The 16,160-nt window shown below is 72.0% G+C and carries 17 protein-coding genes; 3 read left to right on the top strand and 14 right to left on the bottom strand.

Going from position 1 to position 16,160, the window contains the following annotated elements; genetic code table 11:
* Positions 1–233 precede the first annotated feature (233 nt).
* Complete coding sequence (locus tag KBX43_RS31480) at positions 234–572, top strand: hypothetical protein (RefSeq protein ID WP_223201242.1); 339 nt, start codon at positions 234–236, stop codon at positions 570–572.
* Here the strand turns inward: KBX43_RS31480 and KBX43_RS10090 are convergent, their stop codons facing one another.
* Genes KBX43_RS10090 through KBX43_RS10075 form a run of 4 tightly spaced genes read right to left on the bottom strand, consistent with a single transcriptional unit; the run spans position 573 to position 3,294 of the window.
* Positions 573–1,649, bottom strand: coding sequence for an adenosine deaminase (locus KBX43_RS10090; RefSeq protein WP_043326756.1), 1,077 nt, complete (start codon positions 1,647–1,649; stop codon positions 573–575).
* A 51-nt stretch (positions 1,650–1,700) separates the two neighbouring features.
* Positions 1,701–2,114 (bottom strand): PPOX class F420-dependent oxidoreductase, encoded by a 414-nt coding sequence (locus KBX43_RS10085; RefSeq protein WP_064447623.1) that lies wholly within the window; start codon positions 2,112–2,114, stop codon positions 1,701–1,703.
* The gene (locus KBX43_RS10080; protein WP_064447622.1) at positions 2,111–2,680 is read right to left on the bottom strand and encodes an NADPH-dependent FMN reductase; all 570 of its coding nucleotides are present in this window, start codon (positions 2,678–2,680) and stop codon (positions 2,111–2,113) included. The genes KBX43_RS10085 and KBX43_RS10080 overlap by 4 nt, the downstream gene beginning before the upstream one ends.
* Positions 2,668–3,294, bottom strand: a complete 627-nt coding sequence (locus tag KBX43_RS10075; RefSeq protein WP_210884182.1) for a YitT family protein — start codon at positions 3,292–3,294, stop codon at positions 2,668–2,670. The genes KBX43_RS10080 and KBX43_RS10075 overlap by 13 nt, the downstream gene beginning before the upstream one ends.
* 57 nt (positions 3,295–3,351) lie before the next feature.
* On the opposite strand from KBX43_RS10075, the gene KBX43_RS10070 reads away from it, so the two are divergent.
* Both KBX43_RS10070 and KBX43_RS10065 read left to right on the top strand, forming a co-directional pair.
* Positions 3,352–3,825, top strand: a complete 474-nt coding sequence (locus KBX43_RS10070) for a MarR family winged helix-turn-helix transcriptional regulator (protein ID WP_210884180.1) — start codon at positions 3,352–3,354, stop codon at positions 3,823–3,825.
* A 3-nt stretch (positions 3,826–3,828) separates the two neighbouring features.
* On the top strand, positions 3,829–4,680 hold the full coding sequence (locus KBX43_RS10065; protein WP_210884178.1) for a putative RNA methyltransferase: 852 nt from the start codon (positions 3,829–3,831) through the stop codon (positions 4,678–4,680).
* 6 nt (positions 4,681–4,686) lie between these two features.
* Here KBX43_RS10065 and KBX43_RS10060 read toward each other — a convergent pair whose 3' ends face one another.
* The 10 genes from KBX43_RS10060 to KBX43_RS10015 form a co-directional block, all read right to left on the bottom strand.
* The gene (locus KBX43_RS10060; RefSeq protein WP_043326765.1) at positions 4,687–5,367 is read right to left on the bottom strand and encodes a DUF4272 domain-containing protein; all 681 of its coding nucleotides are present in this window, start codon (positions 5,365–5,367) and stop codon (positions 4,687–4,689) included.
* 88 nt (positions 5,368–5,455) lie between these two features.
* On the bottom strand, positions 5,456–6,736 hold the full coding sequence (locus tag KBX43_RS10055) for a thymidine phosphorylase (protein WP_210884176.1): 1,281 nt from the start codon (positions 6,734–6,736) through the stop codon (positions 5,456–5,458).
* A gap of 79 nt (positions 6,737–6,815) precedes the next feature.
* Positions 6,816–7,517: a cytidine deaminase gene (locus KBX43_RS10050; protein ID WP_166455874.1), complete on the bottom strand. Its 702-nt coding sequence runs from the start codon at positions 7,515–7,517 to the stop codon at positions 6,816–6,818.
* Positions 7,518–7,620: 103 nt separating this feature from the next.
* The gene (locus KBX43_RS10045) at positions 7,621–8,901 is read right to left on the bottom strand and encodes an ABC transporter permease (protein WP_043326769.1); all 1,281 of its coding nucleotides are present in this window, start codon (positions 8,899–8,901) and stop codon (positions 7,621–7,623) included.
* 2 nt (positions 8,902–8,903) lie between these two features.
* The gene (locus KBX43_RS10040) at positions 8,904–10,091 is read right to left on the bottom strand and encodes an ABC transporter permease (RefSeq protein WP_374225999.1); all 1,188 of its coding nucleotides are present in this window, start codon (positions 10,089–10,091) and stop codon (positions 8,904–8,906) included.
* Positions 10,092–10,264: 173 nt separating this feature from the next.
* Positions 10,265–11,920: an ABC transporter ATP-binding protein gene (locus tag KBX43_RS10035; RefSeq protein WP_043326773.1), complete on the bottom strand. Its 1,656-nt coding sequence runs from the start codon at positions 11,918–11,920 to the stop codon at positions 10,265–10,267.
* A 122-nt stretch (positions 11,921–12,042) separates the two neighbouring features.
* The gene (locus tag KBX43_RS10030; protein WP_043326775.1) at positions 12,043–13,113 is read right to left on the bottom strand and encodes a BMP family protein; all 1,071 of its coding nucleotides are present in this window, start codon (positions 13,111–13,113) and stop codon (positions 12,043–12,045) included.
* 277 nt (positions 13,114–13,390) lie between these two features.
* A complete protein-coding gene (locus tag KBX43_RS10025) occupies positions 13,391–13,732 on the bottom strand; it encodes a hypothetical protein (protein ID WP_043330653.1) in 342 nt (113 codons plus the stop codon).
* A gap of 162 nt (positions 13,733–13,894) precedes the next feature.
* Positions 13,895–15,706: a glycoside hydrolase family 13 protein gene (locus tag KBX43_RS10020; RefSeq protein WP_210884167.1), complete on the bottom strand. Its 1,812-nt coding sequence runs from the start codon at positions 15,704–15,706 to the stop codon at positions 13,895–13,897.
* Between the two features lie 142 nt (positions 15,707–15,848).
* On the bottom strand, positions 15,849–16,160 hold a 312-nt coding region (locus KBX43_RS10015), incomplete at its 5' end, for an ABC transporter permease subunit (protein WP_210884165.1).

Genomic DNA, 16,160 nt, shown 5'->3' with positions numbered 1-16,160 from the left:
GCCCCTCCGGGTCAGGAAAGTCATACATAGCGCAGCGAACCGGACTTCCGGTGCTCTGCCTGGACGACTTCTACAAGGACGGCGACGACCCTACGTGTCCGCGTCGGAACGGACAGGTGGATTGGGAGTCCCCACTGTCCTGGGATGCGGACATGGCGGTGCAAACAATCACCCGACTGGCTCGGGAGGGCAAGGCCGAAGTGCCGGTTTATGCGATCGGCGCGGACCGCAGGGTGGCCACCCGGCCATTCGACATCGACGGATCGCCAATCTTTGTCGCCGAGGGGATCTTCGCCGCCGAGATCGTGGCCGAGTGCCGCCGGCAGGGCGTGCTCGCCGGCGCGTACGCGCTGCGCCGCCCACGCGGCGCGACGTTCCTGCGCCGCCTCGCCCGGGACCTCGCCGAGCAGCGCAAGGCGCCCCGGGTGCTGCTCCGGCGCGGGGTCGCGCTGCTGCGTGCCGAGCCGGCCGTGCTGCGCCGGCAGACCGGGCTCGGTGCCGAGGCGGCCCGGGCCGGTCAGGTGCTGCGCGGGGTGGCCGCGCTGCTCTCCGGCCACCCCCGCCAGTCGTGATCAGCCGATCAGCTCGGCGTACGCCGGCTTGATCACCTCGTCGATGATCCGCAGCCGCTCGTCGAACGGGATGAACGCGCTCTTCATCGCGTTGATGGTGAACCACTGGAGTTCCTTCCAGCCGTAGCCGAAGGCCTCCACCAGCAGCGCCATCTCCCGCGACATCGAGGTGCCGCTCATCAGCCGGTTGTCGGTGTTCACAGTCACCCGGAACCGCAGGTCGCGCAGCAGCCCGATCGGGTGGTCGGCGATCGAGGCCGCGGCACCGGTCTGCACGTTCGACGACGGGCACAGCTCCAGCGGGATGCGCTTGTCCCGCACGTACGCGGCCAGCCGGCCCAGCACCGGCGGGTTGCCAGGGGTGATGTCGTCGACGATGCGTACGCCGTGGCCGAGCCGGTCGGCGCCGCACCACTGGATCGCCTGCCAGATGGACGGCAGGCCGAACGCCTCACCGGCGTGGATGGTGAAGTGGAAGTTCTCCCGCTGGAGGTACTCGAACGCGTCCAGGTGCCGGGTGGGCGGGAAGCCCGCCTCGGCGCCGGCGATGTCGAAGCCGACCACCCCGGTGTCGCGGTGCCGCACGGCCAGCTCGGCGATCTCCTGCGACCGGGCGGCGTGCCGCATCGCGGTGAGCAGCGTGCCGATCCGGATCGGGGTGCCCGCCTCGGCGGCCAGCGCGCTGCCCTCCCGGAACCCGGTGACCACCGCGTCGACCACCTCGTCCAGCGTCAGGTTCTGCTCCAGGTGCTGTTCCGGGGCGAACCGCACCTCGGCGTAGACCACACCGTCGGCGGCCAGGTCCAGCGCGCACTCGCGGGCGACCCGGCGCAACGCGCCGGCGGTCTGCATGACCGCCACCGTGTGCGCGAACGTCTCCAGGTAGCGCTCCAGCGAGCCGGAGTTCGCCGCCTCGGTGAACCAGACACCGAGCGCCGCCGGGTCGGTGGTGGGCAGTTCGTGGCCGACCTCGGCGGCCAGCTCGACGATCGTCGCGGGCCGCAGGCCGCCGTCGAGGTGATCGTGCAGCAGCGCCTTCGGGACCTTGACGATGTCCTCGTACGAGATTGCGACCATGCTCCGACCCTAGTCACCCCCGGTACGGGCGCGACGGTGGACCGGGCCGGTTCAGGGCCGCCAGCCGTACACCCGCTCCACCGCCAGCCGCAGGACCACCCGCCCGTCGGCCACCATGGCGTCCCGGTACTCGGCCCAGTCCGGGTGCTCGCCGCGGATGCGCCGGTACACCTCGACCAGCTCGTCGACCGTCGCGTCGTCGATGGCGGCGGCCGGCGGGGTGAGCGTCACGGCGCCCTCGGCCACCGCGTACGCCCCGCCGTCGGTGGTGGTCACGTGGAAGCTGGCCCGGGGATCGCGGCGCAGGTTGCGCACCTTCGCCCGGCCGTCGGTGGTGGAGCAGCGGATCAGGCCGGGCTCGGCCAGGTAGTCGAGGTTGGACAGCTGGGGCCGGCCGTCGCGGCGCAGGGTGACGAGCACCCCGCGCCCGCGCTCGCCGAACAGCTCCCACAGCCGGGCGCTCATGCGGTCACCCGCAGCGGGGCGAGCGCGGCGGCCAGCCGGGCGAGCTGATCCAGCATCAGCGCGGCGGCCTCCTCGCGGCCGGGGTCGGGTCGCAGCTCGCCCGACTCGTCCAGCGACTGCCGGAGGAAGACGACCACCTGGTCGTTGACCGGGGTCATGTTCAGCGTGGTCACCACCTGCTTGATCATCTGCACCGCGCGCAGGCCCCCGGAGGTCATGCCGTAGCTGACGAAGCCCACCGGCTTGTGCTGCCACTCGTGGTAGAGGTAGTCGATCGCGTTCTTCAGCGGCGCGCTGAAGCCGTAGTTGTACTCCGGCATCACCAGCACGAAGGCGTCCCCGGCGTCGATCTCGGCGCTCCAGGCGCGGGTGTGCTCGTGCACGTAGTTCCGCTCGGACGGGTGGTGCGGCTCGTCGTGGAAGGGCAGCCCGACCTCGGCCAGGTCGAGCAGGCGCACCTCGTCGAAGCCGGCGTGGCGGACGGCGGCGGCGGTGAACCAGTCACCGATGCGACGGCCGACCCGGCCGGGGCGGGTGCTGGCGACGACGACGTTCAGGCGGGGCATGGTGAGGTCACTCCTGTCGGGGCGGCGGCCGGGGCCGGCGCGGTGAGCCGGGGAACGAGCCAGGCGACGATCGGCCCGATGCCGATCGCGTAGAGCAGGGTGCCGGGGCCGACGGCGCCGCCGAGCAGCCAGCCGACGGCCAGCACCGTCACCTCGATCGCGGTGCGGGCCGGGCCGAGCGGCAGGCCGCGGGCGGCCAGGCCGGTCATCAGCCCGTCCCGCGGGCCGGGGCCGAGGCGGGCGCCGAGGTAGAGCGCGGTGGCGAGGCCGTTGAGCAGGACGCCCGCGACCAGCAGGCCGATCCGGCCGGCGAGCGGGGCGACCGGCGGCAGGAGCGCCAGCGTCGCGTCGAGGGCCAGGCCGACGAGCGCGACGTTCGCCACGGTGCCGACCCCCGGGCGCTGCCGCAGCGGGATCCACAGCAGCAGCACCAGCAGCGCCACGCCGTTGACCAGCAGGCCCATCGGCAGGCCGGTGCGCTCGGCGAGCCCCTGGTGCAGCACGTCCCAGGACGCGAGCCCGAGGTCGGCGCGGACCATCAGCGCGACGCTGACGCCGAACAGGCCCAGGCCGGCGAATAGCCGCACCAGCCGCGACGGCAGTTTGGTTGACATGTCATCAAGCTAGACCGCAACTTGGTGACATGTCAACAACACCGGTAGGATCGGTCCGTGGACGAACCGCGTTGGCTGGACGAGCAGGAGGACCGCGCGTGGCGCGGCTACCGCCGCATGCGACGCCTGCTCGACCTGGAACTGGCCCGGGAACTGATGCAGGACGCCGGCCTCTCCGAGCCGGACTACGACGTCCTGAGCGACCTGTCCGAGACCCCGCAGCAGCGGCTGCGGCTCAGCGAACTGGCCGACCGCATGCTCTGGTCCCGCAGCCGCCTGTCCCACCACATCTCCCGGATGCAGCAGCGTGGCCTGGTCACCCGGGAGGAGTGCGCCACCGACGGCCGCGGCTCGGTCGTCACGCTCACCCCGGCCGGGCGCCAGGCCGTCGAAGCCGCCGCGCCCGGGCACGTGGCCGCCGTACGCCGGCACCTGATCGACCTGCTCACCCCGGCGGAGCTGGCCGCGCTCGGCACGCTCAGCCACCGGGTGGTCGACCACCTCACCGGCCGCCCGGAAGCGGAGGACTGAGGCGTGGACGACCGCATCCTCGCCCGGCTGCGCTGCCCGGTCTGCGCCGAACCGCTGACCGCCGCCACCGCCGGCACCACCCGCGCCCTGCGCTGCCCCCGCGGGCACAGCTTCGACACCGCCCGGCAGGGGTACGTCAACCTGCTCGCCGGCCGCTCCCCGCACACCGGGGACAGCTCCGAGATGGTCGCCGCCCGCGCCGACTTCCTCGCCGCCGGCCACTACGACGCCGTCGCCGCCGCGCTCGCGACCACAGCGGTACGCGTCGCGGGCGTCGACCCGTACCCCCTGGTGGTCGAGCCCGGCGCCGGGACCGGGCACTACCTCGCGGCGGTGCTGGCGGCGCTGCCGGAGGCCGCCGGCCTGGCCCTGGACGTCTCCAAGCCGGCGCTGCGCCGCGCGGCCCGCGCCCACCCGCGGGCCGCCGCCGCGCTCGCCGACACCTGGCAGCGCCTGCCGCTAGCCGACCGGTCGGTGGCCGTGCTGCTGAACGTGTTCGCGCCGCGCAACGGCCCGGAGTTCCACCGGGTGCTCGACCCCGGCGGCGCGTTGCTCGTCGTCACCCCGGCCGCCGACCACCTGGCCGAACTGGTCGAGGCGCTGGACCTGCTGCGGGTGGACCCGGCCAAAGCCGACCGGGTCGCGGGCAGCCTCGGCGCCCACTTCGCCGAGGAGTCCGCGACCGGGCACCGGGCCCGCCTCGCGCTGACCCGCGCCGAGGTCACCACGCTCGTCGGGATGGGACCGAGCGCCTGGCACGCCGAACCGGAACGGCTCGCCGCGCGCATCGCCGCGCTGCCCGAGCCGGTCCCAGTCACGCTCTCGGTCCGGCTCGGCGTGCACCGCCCGCGCTGACCCGGCTCAGGTGGAGAGGTCGACCTCTTCCCAGCCCGGCGGCTCGTCGTGGTACGGCCCGCGCAGCACCACCGCCCACTCCAGCGCCCACCGGCGCTGACCGATCGCGTTGGCGTCCACCAGGCCCGGCAGCGCGCCGCCGGCCTTCTCCGTCTCCAGGTACGCCCAGTCCAGGCAGTAGTGCAGGTCGAGCAGCGCCGCGGCGTCCCCGGGGTGCTGCGGCGCGGCCAGGATCCGGGCCTGCCACTGGGCGAACGTCTCCCCCGCCACCAGGTTCGGCATCCGCTCGACCAGCCGCTCGTCCACCGGCACCGTCGGGTCCAGCTCCTTGGCCAGCCCGAGCACCCAGGCCAGCGAGAACAGCGCGTCGTGGTGCAGCACGAACGACCTGTGGTCACCCCGGCCGCCCATCACGAACTGCCACTCCGGCGGCGTCACCGAGTCGACCAGGTGCGACTCCAGCAGCCAGCTCATCGCCGCCTGCGCGGGCATGCCGAAGCAGCGGGCCAGGATCACGTGCAGCACCGCTATCCGGGCCTCGACCTCCGGCGTCGGACGCAGCTCGATCTCGTCGCCCGGCTCCCAGACCAGCGGGAACTGCGGCGGGGGCAGCGGCAGGCCCAGCCGGGACAGCTCGTCCAGGCTCGCCTCCCGGACGGCCCGGGGGTCGGGGGCGGATACGCGCACGGTCAGTCCCTGTCTGTTCGGGTCCTCGCCGGTCGGTCCCCCCTGGCCTGGGAGGATAGCGACTCCGACCGGCCCGGCACCATGGCCCTCAGCCGATCCGCTCGATGACGAGCGGCGTCGCCTCCGGCGCGTCCGACGCGATCCGCACCGCCTCGCGCGCCTCGGCCAGCGCGGCCGGGATCCGCTCGGCGTGCTCGGCGCGCAGCTCGAACAGCGGGTCGCCGACACGCACCCGGTCACCCCGTCGCTTGTGCAGCACCACGCCGGACGGGATGCTCACCGGGTCCTCCTTGCGGGCCCGGCCCGCGCCGAGCCGCCAGGCGGCCACCCCGATCGCGTACGCGTCCAGCTCCGCGACCCAGCCGTCCTCGGCCGCGGTGACCACCTCGACCTCGCTCGCGGTGGGCATCGGCGCGTCCGGGTCGCCGCCCTGCGCCCGGATCATCGTCCGCCAGGCGTCCATCGCCCGGCCGTCCCGCAGCGCCGCCTCCGGGTCGGCGTCGGGCAGCCCGGCCGCGTGGAGCATCTCCCGGGCCAGCGCCAGCGTCAGCTCCACCACGTCGGCCGGGCCGCCACCGGCCAGCACCTCCACCGACTCGGTCACCTCGACCGCGTTGCCGACGGCCAGGCCGAGCGGCGTGGACATGTCGGTGAGCAGGGCGACGGTCCGTACGCCGTGCGCGCCGCCCAGCTCGACCATGGTGCGGGCCAGCTCGCGGGCGTCGTCGGCGTTCTTCATGAACGCGCCGGAGCCGACCTTCACGTCGAGCACCAGCGCGCCCGTGCCCTCGGCGATCTTCTTGCTCATGATCGAGCTGGCGATCAGCGGGATCGCCTCGACGGTGCCGGTGACGTCGCGCAGCGCGTACAGCTTGCGGTCGGCCGGGGCGAGCCCGTCGCCGGCCGCGCAGATCACCGCGCCCACGTCGCGGAGCTGCGCGATGAACTCGTCGTTCGTGAGCGCCGCCCGCCAGCCCGGGATCGACTCCAGCTTGTCCAGCGTGCCGCCGGTGTGGCCCAGGCCCCGGCCGGACAGTTGCGGGACGGCCGCGCCGCAGGCGGCGACCAGCGGGGTCAACGGCAGGGTGATCTTGTCACCGACACCGCCGGTGGAGTGCTTGTCCACTGTCGGGCGGGCCACCGGCGACAGGTCGAGCCGCTCGCCGCTGGCGATCATGGCGGCGGTCCACCGGGCGATCTCCGGCGCGGTCATGCCGCGCAGCAGGATCGCCATGGCCAGCGCGGACATCTGCTCGTCGGCGACCAGACCCTTCGTGTACGCGTCGACCACCCAGTCGATCTGCCCCTCGCTCAGCACACCCCCGTCCCGCTTGGCCCGAATGACGTCAACCGCCGTAAAAGCACTCACTTACAAGATCCAATCAGTTTGATCGCGCGTGGCCACACCGACCCGCGAACGGTGACCAGGTCGGCCCCGGCCCACAACCTCAACCCCAGCGAACCGGAATCTCCGTAGGAGGCTCACCCTCACCGGCCCAGAAGACAGTGCCCGAAGCATCCACCACCACCACGCGCGGCGTACGCGCCAACCCCCACTCGATCGCGCTCGCCGGGTCGTCCCAGGTCGAGCCCTCCTCCAGCACGCCGGTCTCGGCGTCCTCGGCGCCGCCGGAGGACCGCTCCCAGTACGCCGTCCAGACCTGCTGCCCGGCCGAGAGGTCGGGGTGCACGAACACGGTGCCCCGGCCCCGCCAGGCGGCCAGCCGGTCCGGCACCACCGGCACCGGGTGCTCGCCGGTCACCGCCTCGATGTCGGCCACGTCGAAGGCGTGCGGCAGCAGCTCGGCCATCCGCAGCGGCCCGCCCTTCGACTCGACCAGGCACTCCGGCCCGCCCTGCTCCCACAGCAACTGCCGGCACCTGCCGCACGGCATCAGCGGCTCGCCGGTGGCGTCGACGCAGGACAGCGCCACGATCCGGCCCCCGCCGGTCGCGTGCAGCTGCGACACCACGCCGCACTCGGCGCAGAGCGTCACGCCGTATCCGGCGTTCTCCACGTTGCAGCCGACCACGACGCGGCCGTCGTCGACGAGCGCGGCGGCGCCCACCGGGAACTTCGAGTACGGCACGTAGGCGTGCCGCATGACCTCGGTGGCGGCGGCCCGCAGCCGCTCCCAGTCGATCTCCATCACGACTCCCATTCTGCCCAATTTGCGCCGATCGGTCGCGGCGCGGCCGGAGACGACGATGCCCGGCGGGTCGCCCCGCCGGGCACGGTGTCGCGGCGGGCGGTCAGCCCTTGATGTACGGCTTGCCGTCGGCGGCCGGCGCCCGGACCTTGCCGACCAGCCCGGCCACGGCCAGGATCGTCGCCAGGTACGGCAGCATCGCCAGGAACTGGCTCGGGATGCTGCTGCCGATAGCGCCCAGGTAGGTGGCGAGCTGGTCGGCGAAGCCGAAGAAGAGCGCCGCGAGCAGCGCGCCGGTCGGGCTCCACCGGCCGAAGATCAGCGCGGCCAGGGCGATGAAGCCCTTACCGCCGATCATGTTCTTGGTGAACGAGTAGAGCGCCAGCGTGTACGAGGCGCCGCCGACACCGGCCACCAGACCGGCCAGGATCACGTTGCGGTAGCGCAGCCGCAGCACCTTCACGCCCAGCGTGTCGGCGGCGGTCGGGTGCTCGCCGACCGAGCGGGTCCGCAGGCCCCACCGGGTACGGAACAGCGCCAGGTGGATGACCAGCACCAGCAGCAGGCCGAGGTAGAGGAAGATGTTGCCCCGGAACAGCGCCGGACCGATCAGCGGGATGTCGGACAGCAGCGGGATCTCCCAGTTGCCGAACCGGGGCGCGCTGTTGTACTTCGCCGCGTCGGTCTGCATCAGCCGCTCGTAGAGGAAGCCGGTGATGCCGACCGCGAGCAGGTTGAGCACGATGCCCATGACCACCTGGTCGACCAGGTAGCGGATGGAGAACACGGCCAGCAGGAACGAGATGAACGCGCCGCCGATGGCGGCGGCCACCAGGCCGACCCAGACGCTGCCGGACATGCTGCCGAACAGCGCGCCGGAGAACGCGCCCATCAGGAGCTGGCCCTCGATCGCCACGTTCACCACGCCGGAGCGCTCGCAGAGCACACCGGCGAGCGCGCCGAAGATCAGCGGCAGGGCCAGGATGAACGTGCCGCGCACGACGTTCACCAGCGGCATGAAGTTGCGGCCCTCGGGCGCGGCGGAGACCTGCCAGCACAGGAAGCTCAGCACGAAGGCGACCAGCCCGGCGCCGAGCAGCAGCGCGAACCAGCGCTTCGGCACACCGGCCAGCAGCGCGCCTCCGGCCGCGGCGGTGATCAGCCCGAACAGGATCGCGCCGACCGTACCGTTGATCTCCAGGGCGGCGCCGCCCTCGGTCTCGCTGAGCGTGAACCGGGCGTGCTGGTCGGTCGCGAGCGCGCCGAACAGCACCGCCGCGAGCACGCCGAGCGCCAGCAGGACCACGCCGATCTTCCGGTTACGGGTCCAGAAACCCTCGTCGACCGCGGTAACGGCGACCTCGGGGACAGCGGTGGTGGACATGCTCACCAGCCCTTCGCGAGGCTCGTCTGCAACCGGGCGGCGCGGGCCGCCCGGAGCTGGAAGATCGTCTTCACCAGGGCAGGCGCGGCGATGAAGATGACGATGAGCGCCTGGAGCACGGTGACCAGTTCCAGCGAGATGCCGGAGTACGACTGCATCCGGTTGCCACCGGCCTGGAGCGCGCCGAACAGCAGCGCGGCCAGCAGCACGCCCCACGGCTTCACGCGCCCGAGCAGCGCGACCAGGATGCCGTCGAAGCCGATCTGCGCGATCACCAGCGGGGTCAGCGCGGTAGCGGTGGTGCCGAGCACCATGGTCGAGCCGCCGAGACCGGCCAGCATGCCCGCGAGCACCATCACCAGCACGTACGTCTTGGTCACGCTGATGCCGGCGGTGCGGGCCGCGTCCGGGTTCGCGCCCACGGCCCGCAGCTCGAAGCCGAGCGTGGAGCGGTTGAGCAGCCAGGCGATGAACCAGGTGGCCGCCACCGCGAGCAGGATGCCGGCGTGCACCCGCAGGTCGTCGCCGAGCAGGCGGGGCAACTGCGCGGAGGAGTCGACCGGCTTGCTGATGGCGTCCGACCGGTTCGGGTTCTGCACCCCGTTCTGCACGATGATCCAGGACAGGAAGTAGACCGCCACGTAGTTGAGCATGATCGTGTTGATCACCTCGTGCGCCCCGGCCCGGGCCTTGAGGATGCCGGGGATGAAACCCCAGAGCGCGCCGCCGAGCGCGCCGGCGATCAGCGCCACCAGCAGGTGCACGACGGGCGGCAGCGGCAGCGCGAAGCCGGCCACGGCGGCCAGGATGACGGCGATCGTCGCCTGGCCCTGGGCGCCGATGTTGAACAGGCCGCCGCGGAAGGCCAGCGCCACCGACAGGCCGGTGAAGACGAGCGGCGCGGCGTAGGTGAGCGTCTCCGAGATCGGGCTCATGACGGCGGTGAAGCCGACCGCGTCCGGGTCGAAGATCGCGCCCTTGAACAGGTTCGCGTACGCCTCGCTGACCACAGTCCAGCTGGCGTTCAGCGCGTCCGTGGGGCGAGCCGTGATGTAGCTGTAGGTGGTTAGCACCTCCGGGTCGGACACGATGATCAGCACCGCGCCGACCACCATGGCCAGCAGCACCGCGAGCACCGTCACGGTGACCGTGTTTGCCGCCCAGAGGTTGTCCAGGAACATCCGGCCCATGCCGGGACGGGACTCCCCGGCCGGGTCCGGCCTCTTCGCGGTCGCGGTGGCGGGCACCGTCTGCTCGGTGTCACCGGCCGGCTGCGTCGGCGTCGCCCGGGCCTCGCTCAGCGACTCCTGCGCCTCGGTCGCCGGTTCCTTGTCCGGCGAGCCCGAGACGGGGTTCGGGTTGGTCATGCCTCGTCCTCGTTGCCAGGGCCGCCCTCGGTCGCGGTGGCGGCGTCCGGGGTGGCGGCGTCCGGGGTGATGCCGGCCATCAGCAGGCCGATCTCCTCGCGCGGGGTGTCCGGGCCGACGATGCCGATGATCCGGCCGCGGTACATGACCGCGATCCGGTCGGCCAGGCCGATCACCTCGTCCAGTTCGCTGGAGACCACCATCACCGCGGTGCCGATGTCCCGCTCGCGGATGACCCGGCTGTGGATGAACTCGATCGAGCCGACGTCCACGCCCCGGGTGGGCTGGGCGGCGATGAAGAGCTTCAGCGGCCGGGACAGCTCCCGGGCCACGATCACCTTCTGCTGGTTGCCGCCGGAGAGCGTGCCGACCGCGGCGTCGGCCGAGGAGGTACGGACGTCGAACTGCTCGATCCGCTCCCGGGCCGATTTCGCGATGGCCTCGGGCTTCAGCGACAGGCCCTTGCCGAAGGGCGGCCGGTCGTAGATGTCCAGCACCAGGTTCTCCGCCACGGAGAACTCCTTGACCAGGCCGTCCACGCTGCGGTCCTCCGGCACGTAGCCGACGCCGGCGTGGAGCACCTTCTTGGTCGACCAGCCGTGCGTCGGCTCGCCGTCCAGGCTGATCGTGCCGGCGAGCACCGGGCGCAGGCCCATGATCGCCTCGATCAGCTCGGTCTGGCCGTTGCCCTGCACGCCCGCGACACCGAGCACCTCACCGGCGTGCACGGTCAGGTCGACGCCGTCGACCGCGCGTACCTGCCGGTCGTCGTCCACGACCAGGCCGGAGACCTCCAGGACCGGCTTGCCGGGGGTGGCCGGCTTCTTGTCCACGGTCAGCCGGACGCTGCGGCCCACCATCAGCGCGGCCAGTTCGTCCCGGCTGGCGCTCGGCTCGGCGGTGCCGACCGTCTTCCCGCGCCGGATCACGGTGATCCGGTCGGCGATGGCCTTCACCTCGCCCAGCTTGTGGGTGATGAACACGATCGACTTGCCGGCGGCCTTGAGCGACCGCATGACCGCGAGCAGCTCCTCGGTCTCCTGCGGGGTGAGCACGGCGGTCGGCTCGTCGAGGATCAGCAGGTCGACGTCGCGGGTGAGGGCCTTGACGATCTCCACCCGCTGCTGGATGCCGACCGGCAGGTCCTCGATCACCGCGTCCGGGTCGACCCGCAGGTTGTACCGCTCGGACACCTCGGCGACCTCGCGGCGGGCCCGTCGCCGGTCGAGGATGCCGGCGAACGGCCCCCGGACCTGCTCGGCGCCGAGCATCACGTTCTCCGCCACGGTGAAGACCGGCACCAGCATGAAGTGCTGGTGCACCATGCCGATCCCGGCGGCGATCGCGTCCGACGGGCCCTTCAGCTTCAGCGGCTTGCCGTCGACCAGGATCTCGCCCTCGTCCGGCTGGTAGAGGCCGTAGAGCACGTTCATCAGGGTCGACTTGCCGGCACCGTTCTCGCCGAGCAGGGCGTGGATCTCTCCAGGCTCCACCGTCAGGTCGATGTGGTCGTTGGCGACCAGATCACCGAACCGTTTGGTGATGCCGCGCAGTTCGAGTCTCAGCGCAACCTCCTGGAGTGCGAGCGATGGTGCAGCGTAGCGACCTGCCGCGCCGCCACCACGCCGGGTGGGGATGTCGGGGGGAGTCAAGCTGATCGGCCGCCCCGGCGCTCGGGGTACCTTCCCCGTTGCGCCGGGACGGCCGGATCGTCAAACCTGGTGCCCGCCGGCCCCCGCTGCCGATGATCGCATCGCGGCGGCCGGCGGAACCGTCACTTGGTCGGCTGGGCCTTCGAGGTGACGGTGATGGTGCCCGCGGCGATGTCCGCCTTGATCTTGTCGACCTCGGCCTTCAGGTCCGCCGGGACCTTGCTGTCGAAGTCGTGGTACGGGGCGATCGAGACGCCGTTGTTGGCGAGCGTGCCCACGAAGCCCGGCGTGGCCTGGAGCTTCTCGCCACTGGCGGCCTTCAGCGCGGCCTCCTTGACGGCGTCCGGGATGTTCTTGACGACGGTGGTCAGGATCGCCGAGCAGTCCGGGGTGCTCTCGCAGCCGTCGATGTCCACCCAGACGACCGAGTACTTGCCGCCCGAGGCCTTGGCCGCGGAGGTGGTGCCGAGACCGGCGCCACCGGCGACCGGCATCACGATGTCGGCGCCCTGCGCGACGAGCGCGTCGGACACCTTCTTGCCCTCGTCCTGCTTCTCGAACGAGTTGGCGAAGGAGCCCTTCTGGGTGGCCTTGTCCCAGCCCAGCACCTGGACGTTCTTGCTCTTGGCCTTGTTGAAGTACGCCACGCCGTCGGCGAAGCCGTCCATGAAGATGGTGACCGGCGGGATCGGCAGGCCGCCGTAGGTGCCGACCTTGCCGGACTTGCTCATCCCGGCGGCCAGGTAGCCGGCCTGGAACCCGGCCTGCGCGGTGTCGAACTGCATCGGGTAGACGTTCGACACACCCGGGTTGGCGTCGACGATCGCGAACTGCTGGTTCGGGTTCTTCTCAGCCGCCGCCTTGGTGGCGTCCGACATCAGGCCACCGACGGCCAGGATGAAGTCGCACTTCTGGTTGACGAACCCGGTCAGGTTGACCTCGTAGTCCGCCTCGGCCTTCGACTGGACGTACTTGATGTCGATCTTGTCGTTCTCCTTCTTCGCCTCCTGCAGGCCCTTCCAGGCCGAGGCGTTGAAGGACTTGTCGTCGACGCCGCCGACGTCGGTCACCATGCAGGCGCTGAACTTCTTGCCGCCGTCGCCGCCGGCGTTGTTGTCGTCGTCCGGAGCCTCACCACACGCGGCAGCGCCCAGCACGAGTCCACCCGCCGCAATGACGGAGGCAATCCGCATCCCACGCACAGAGCGCAAGACGTCTCCTTCCCCTTGCACACCGCGTTGTGCGCGGTGCGCAGCCCTTGCGCCGGCCTGCGATGTGCGGCCGGCGTCCCACGTTACGGACGGGAGCGTACGCCCGCGCCCACCCACCGGCCGACAATCGTGCACGACTGTTGAGCGTCCGTTACCCCGGTGTAACCCTTGGGTGGGGCAGGTCACTTATCCGGCCGGCGGGCGTGCGCGATGGTGTCGCGAACGTCCGTTTCCCGCAGCTTCCCCGACTGGCGGCGAACTAACGCCAGAACACCGCGACGGCAGCGTTGACCAGCGTCAACCCGACGATCGCGAGGAAGTGGCCGCGGTTGACGGTCTCCCGCTTACGGGAGAAGAAGACCATGACGAAGATGAGCAGCGCGAGCACCAACTTGGTAACAAGTTTCGCCGGGGCCGGCTCGTCCCCGTCCCGCAGCGGGGCGGACAGCCCGATGCCGGTGAGGATCTGGATGATCGCGCCCCAGAGCATGGCCGCGTTGATGCGCAGCTTGCCGGAGACGTACTGGGCGATCGCGCCGCCGAGCAGCAGCGCGAAACCGATCAGATGGACGTAGAGAAGAATCAGTCGAAGAGCTTCCACGCGGCCCATCCTCCCCCATCAACGACGCTTTGTAGTAATGACCCGGCCGACCTGCCGTCATACCGTGACCCCTCCCCCGCGATCTTGCAGTTTCCGCCCCGGCACAACGGGACGAAAGGCGCGGCACACGGGCCGAAACCGCAAGATCGCGAGGGCCCGGGGTCAGCGGAGGCGCCAGACCTGGAACGTGGGGCCCTCGGCGGGGAGGGTCACCTTGTTGTCGGCGTCGGGGTGGAGAGCTGGGGCGTTGCCGTAGACGTTCTCTGCGGCGCCCACGCCGGCCAGGCGGACCGGGGTGCCGGGGGCACGTCTCGCCAGCACCAGCACCGTCGACGTGGGCGCCTCGCGCAGGAAGACGAGCGTGTCCGCGTCCGCGTACACCCAGCGCAGGCCGCCGTGCCGCAGCGCCGGCTCGTCGCGGCGCAGCGTCAGCAACGACCGGTACGCCTCGAACGTGCGCCGATCCCAGCTCTGGCGCCGGTGCCACGGCATCGGGGTACGCGAGCCCTCCCCGTTGGTGCCGGTCAGGCCCAGCTCGTCCCCGGCGAAGACCACAGGCGTGCCGGGCATGGTGGCGAGCAGTCCGGCCGCCACCTCCTGCCGGGCCGCGTCACCGACCACGGTGCGGATCCGGGCCGAGTCGTGCGAGCCGAGCAGCTGCCACGAGTGCGTGTACGAGCGCCACGACACCAGCGACCGGTACGTGTTCATGGTGGCGAGCACCGCGCCCGCGTCGCGCCGCCGTACCCCGCCCGGGGTGCCGAGGAAGTTCGGCACCGGGTCGTCGCCGTGCCGCAGCCAGGACCAGACCGGGTCGGTGAAGCCGACGTAGTTCATCGTCCCGTGCCAGCCGTCGCGGTCCAGGTCACCGGTGTGGTCGTGGCCGTGCTCGGCGAGCAGCAGCCCGTCCGGCCGGGTTTCGGCCACCACCTCGCGCAGCAGCCGCGCCACCTCGTGGGTGTACGCGTCAGCGCCCCGCCGCCCGGTCATGTTCGCCACGTCGACCCGCCAGCCGTCCAGCCCGTACGGCGGGCGCAGCCAGCGGCGCAGCAGCGAGTCCTCGGCGGTGGCGAACCGGCGGCGCAGTTCGGCGCTGCCCCAGTTCAGCTTCGGCAGCGACTTCACCCCGTTCCACGACTCGTAGTCCGAGCCGGGCAGGTCGAAGTAGTACAGCTCGCGTTCCGGCGCGTTGACGTCGGAGACGGCGGCGGTGAACCAGTCGTGGGCGTCGCCGGTGTGGTTGCTGGTGATGTCGCCGAGCAGCCGCCACCCCCGGGCGTGCACCGCGTCGGCGAGCCGGGCCAGCGCCGCGTCGCCGCCGAGCAGCGGGTCGACGGTGTCGAAGCTCGACGCGTCGTACCTGTGGTTGGAGCGCGCCGGGAACACCGGCGTCAGGTAGACGGTGTTGACGCCGAGCCGGTCCAGGTGGTCCAGGTGTTCGGTGACGCCGTCGAGGTCGCCGCCGTAGAACTGGCGGGGCGTCTCCGGGCCGCGGCCGACGACCGGGGTGTCCCAGTCACACGGGATGGCCCAGTCCGGCACGGTCCGGCTGTCGGCGGCGGCCGAGCGGGCGAACCGGTCCGGGAAGATCTGGTAGATCACCGCGTCCCGGGCCCAGGCCGGCGGCGGGGCGTAGCTGACCAGCTTGAAGTCGCCGTTGTCCGGCACGTCGTGCCCGGCCGGGCCGGCGGCGTTGAGCCAGCGGGCGCCGCGTTCGCCGTCGAGCAGGAAGCGGTAGTTGCTGACCGGGTTGCGGACCTCGACGTCGGCCCGCCACCACACGTCGCCGTCGTCGGTGCGGTCGACCCGCGCCTCGGCGAAGCGCGGCTCGCCGTCGCCGGTGGTGCGCACGTGCACCTGGGAGACGCCGGATCCGGCCGGCACCCGGACGAAGACGGGGACGGTCTGCCCGAGCGCGGGCTCCTGCTCCGGGACGTAGGTGGCGGAGCCGTCGTGGTGCGGCTGAAGGGACATGGTGCTGCCTTTCGCGTCGTACCGACAGGGAGAGGGGCGGGCACCCGCCGCGGTCGGTTTCACCCGACCGCGGCGGTCCGCCCGAGAACCGCTCCGGTGTACGCCGACACGACGCCCTTGCCGCAGCGTGAGCCGAGGAGGCTCAGCCCTTTACCGCTCCGGAGGTGAGTCCGGAGACGATGTAGCGCTGGAGCAGTTGGAACACCAGCACCGTCGGGATCGCGGTGAGCAGGGTGCCCGCCGCGAACATCCCGAAGTTGTTGTTGCGCTCGCCGGCCACCAGGCCGTACATGCCGACCGCGAGCGTCTTCGCCTCGGGTTCGGTGAGGAACACGTTGGCGATGATGAACTCGTTGATCGATCCGATGAAGGCGAGCAGGCCGGTCACCGCGAGGATCGGCGCCACCAGCGGCAGCATGATCCGGAAGAAGACCTGCACGTGCGACGCGCCGTC

Origin of the sequence: Micromonospora sp. C41, assembly GCF_018070485.1 — a bacterium.
Classification (GTDB): Bacteria; Actinomycetota; Actinomycetes; order Mycobacteriales; family Micromonosporaceae; genus Micromonospora; species Micromonospora chalcea.
Note: the sequence above shows the minus strand (reverse complement) of the source record. Positions and strands in the feature narration are given on the sequence as shown.

Bases quoted from the DNA above. Each gene is read 5' to 3' on its own strand.
- KBX43_RS10075 (WP_210884182.1), bottom strand. From the start codon at position 3,294: ATGTCAACCAAACTGCCGTCGCGGCTGGTGCGGCTATTCGCCGGCCTG.
- KBX43_RS10040 (WP_374225999.1), bottom strand. From the start codon at position 10,091: ATGGGCCGGATGTTCCTGGACAACCTCTGGGCGGCAAACACGGTCACC.
- KBX43_RS10090 (WP_043326756.1), bottom strand. From the start codon at position 1,649: ATGGTCGCAATCTCGTACGAGGACATCGTCAAGGTCCCGAAGGCGCTG.
- KBX43_RS10020 (WP_210884167.1), bottom strand. From the start codon at position 15,706: ATGTCCCTTCAGCCGCACCACGACGGCTCCGCCACCTACGTCCCGGAG.
- KBX43_RS10080 (WP_064447622.1), bottom strand. From the start codon at position 2,680: ATGCCCCGCCTGAACGTCGTCGTCGCCAGCACCCGCCCCGGCCGGGTC.
- KBX43_RS10050 (WP_166455874.1), bottom strand. From the start codon at position 7,517: ATGGAGATCGACTGGGAGCGGCTGCGGGCCGCCGCCACCGAGGTCATG.
- KBX43_RS10030 (WP_043326775.1), bottom strand. From the start codon at position 13,113: ATGCGGATTGCCTCCGTCATTGCGGCGGGTGGACTCGTGCTGGGCGCT.
- KBX43_RS10085 (WP_064447623.1), bottom strand. From the start codon at position 2,114: ATGAGCGCCCGGCTGTGGGAGCTGTTCGGCGAGCGCGGGCGCGGGGTG.
- KBX43_RS10045 (WP_043326769.1), bottom strand. From the start codon at position 8,901: ATGTCCACCACCGCTGTCCCCGAGGTCGCCGTTACCGCGGTCGACGAG.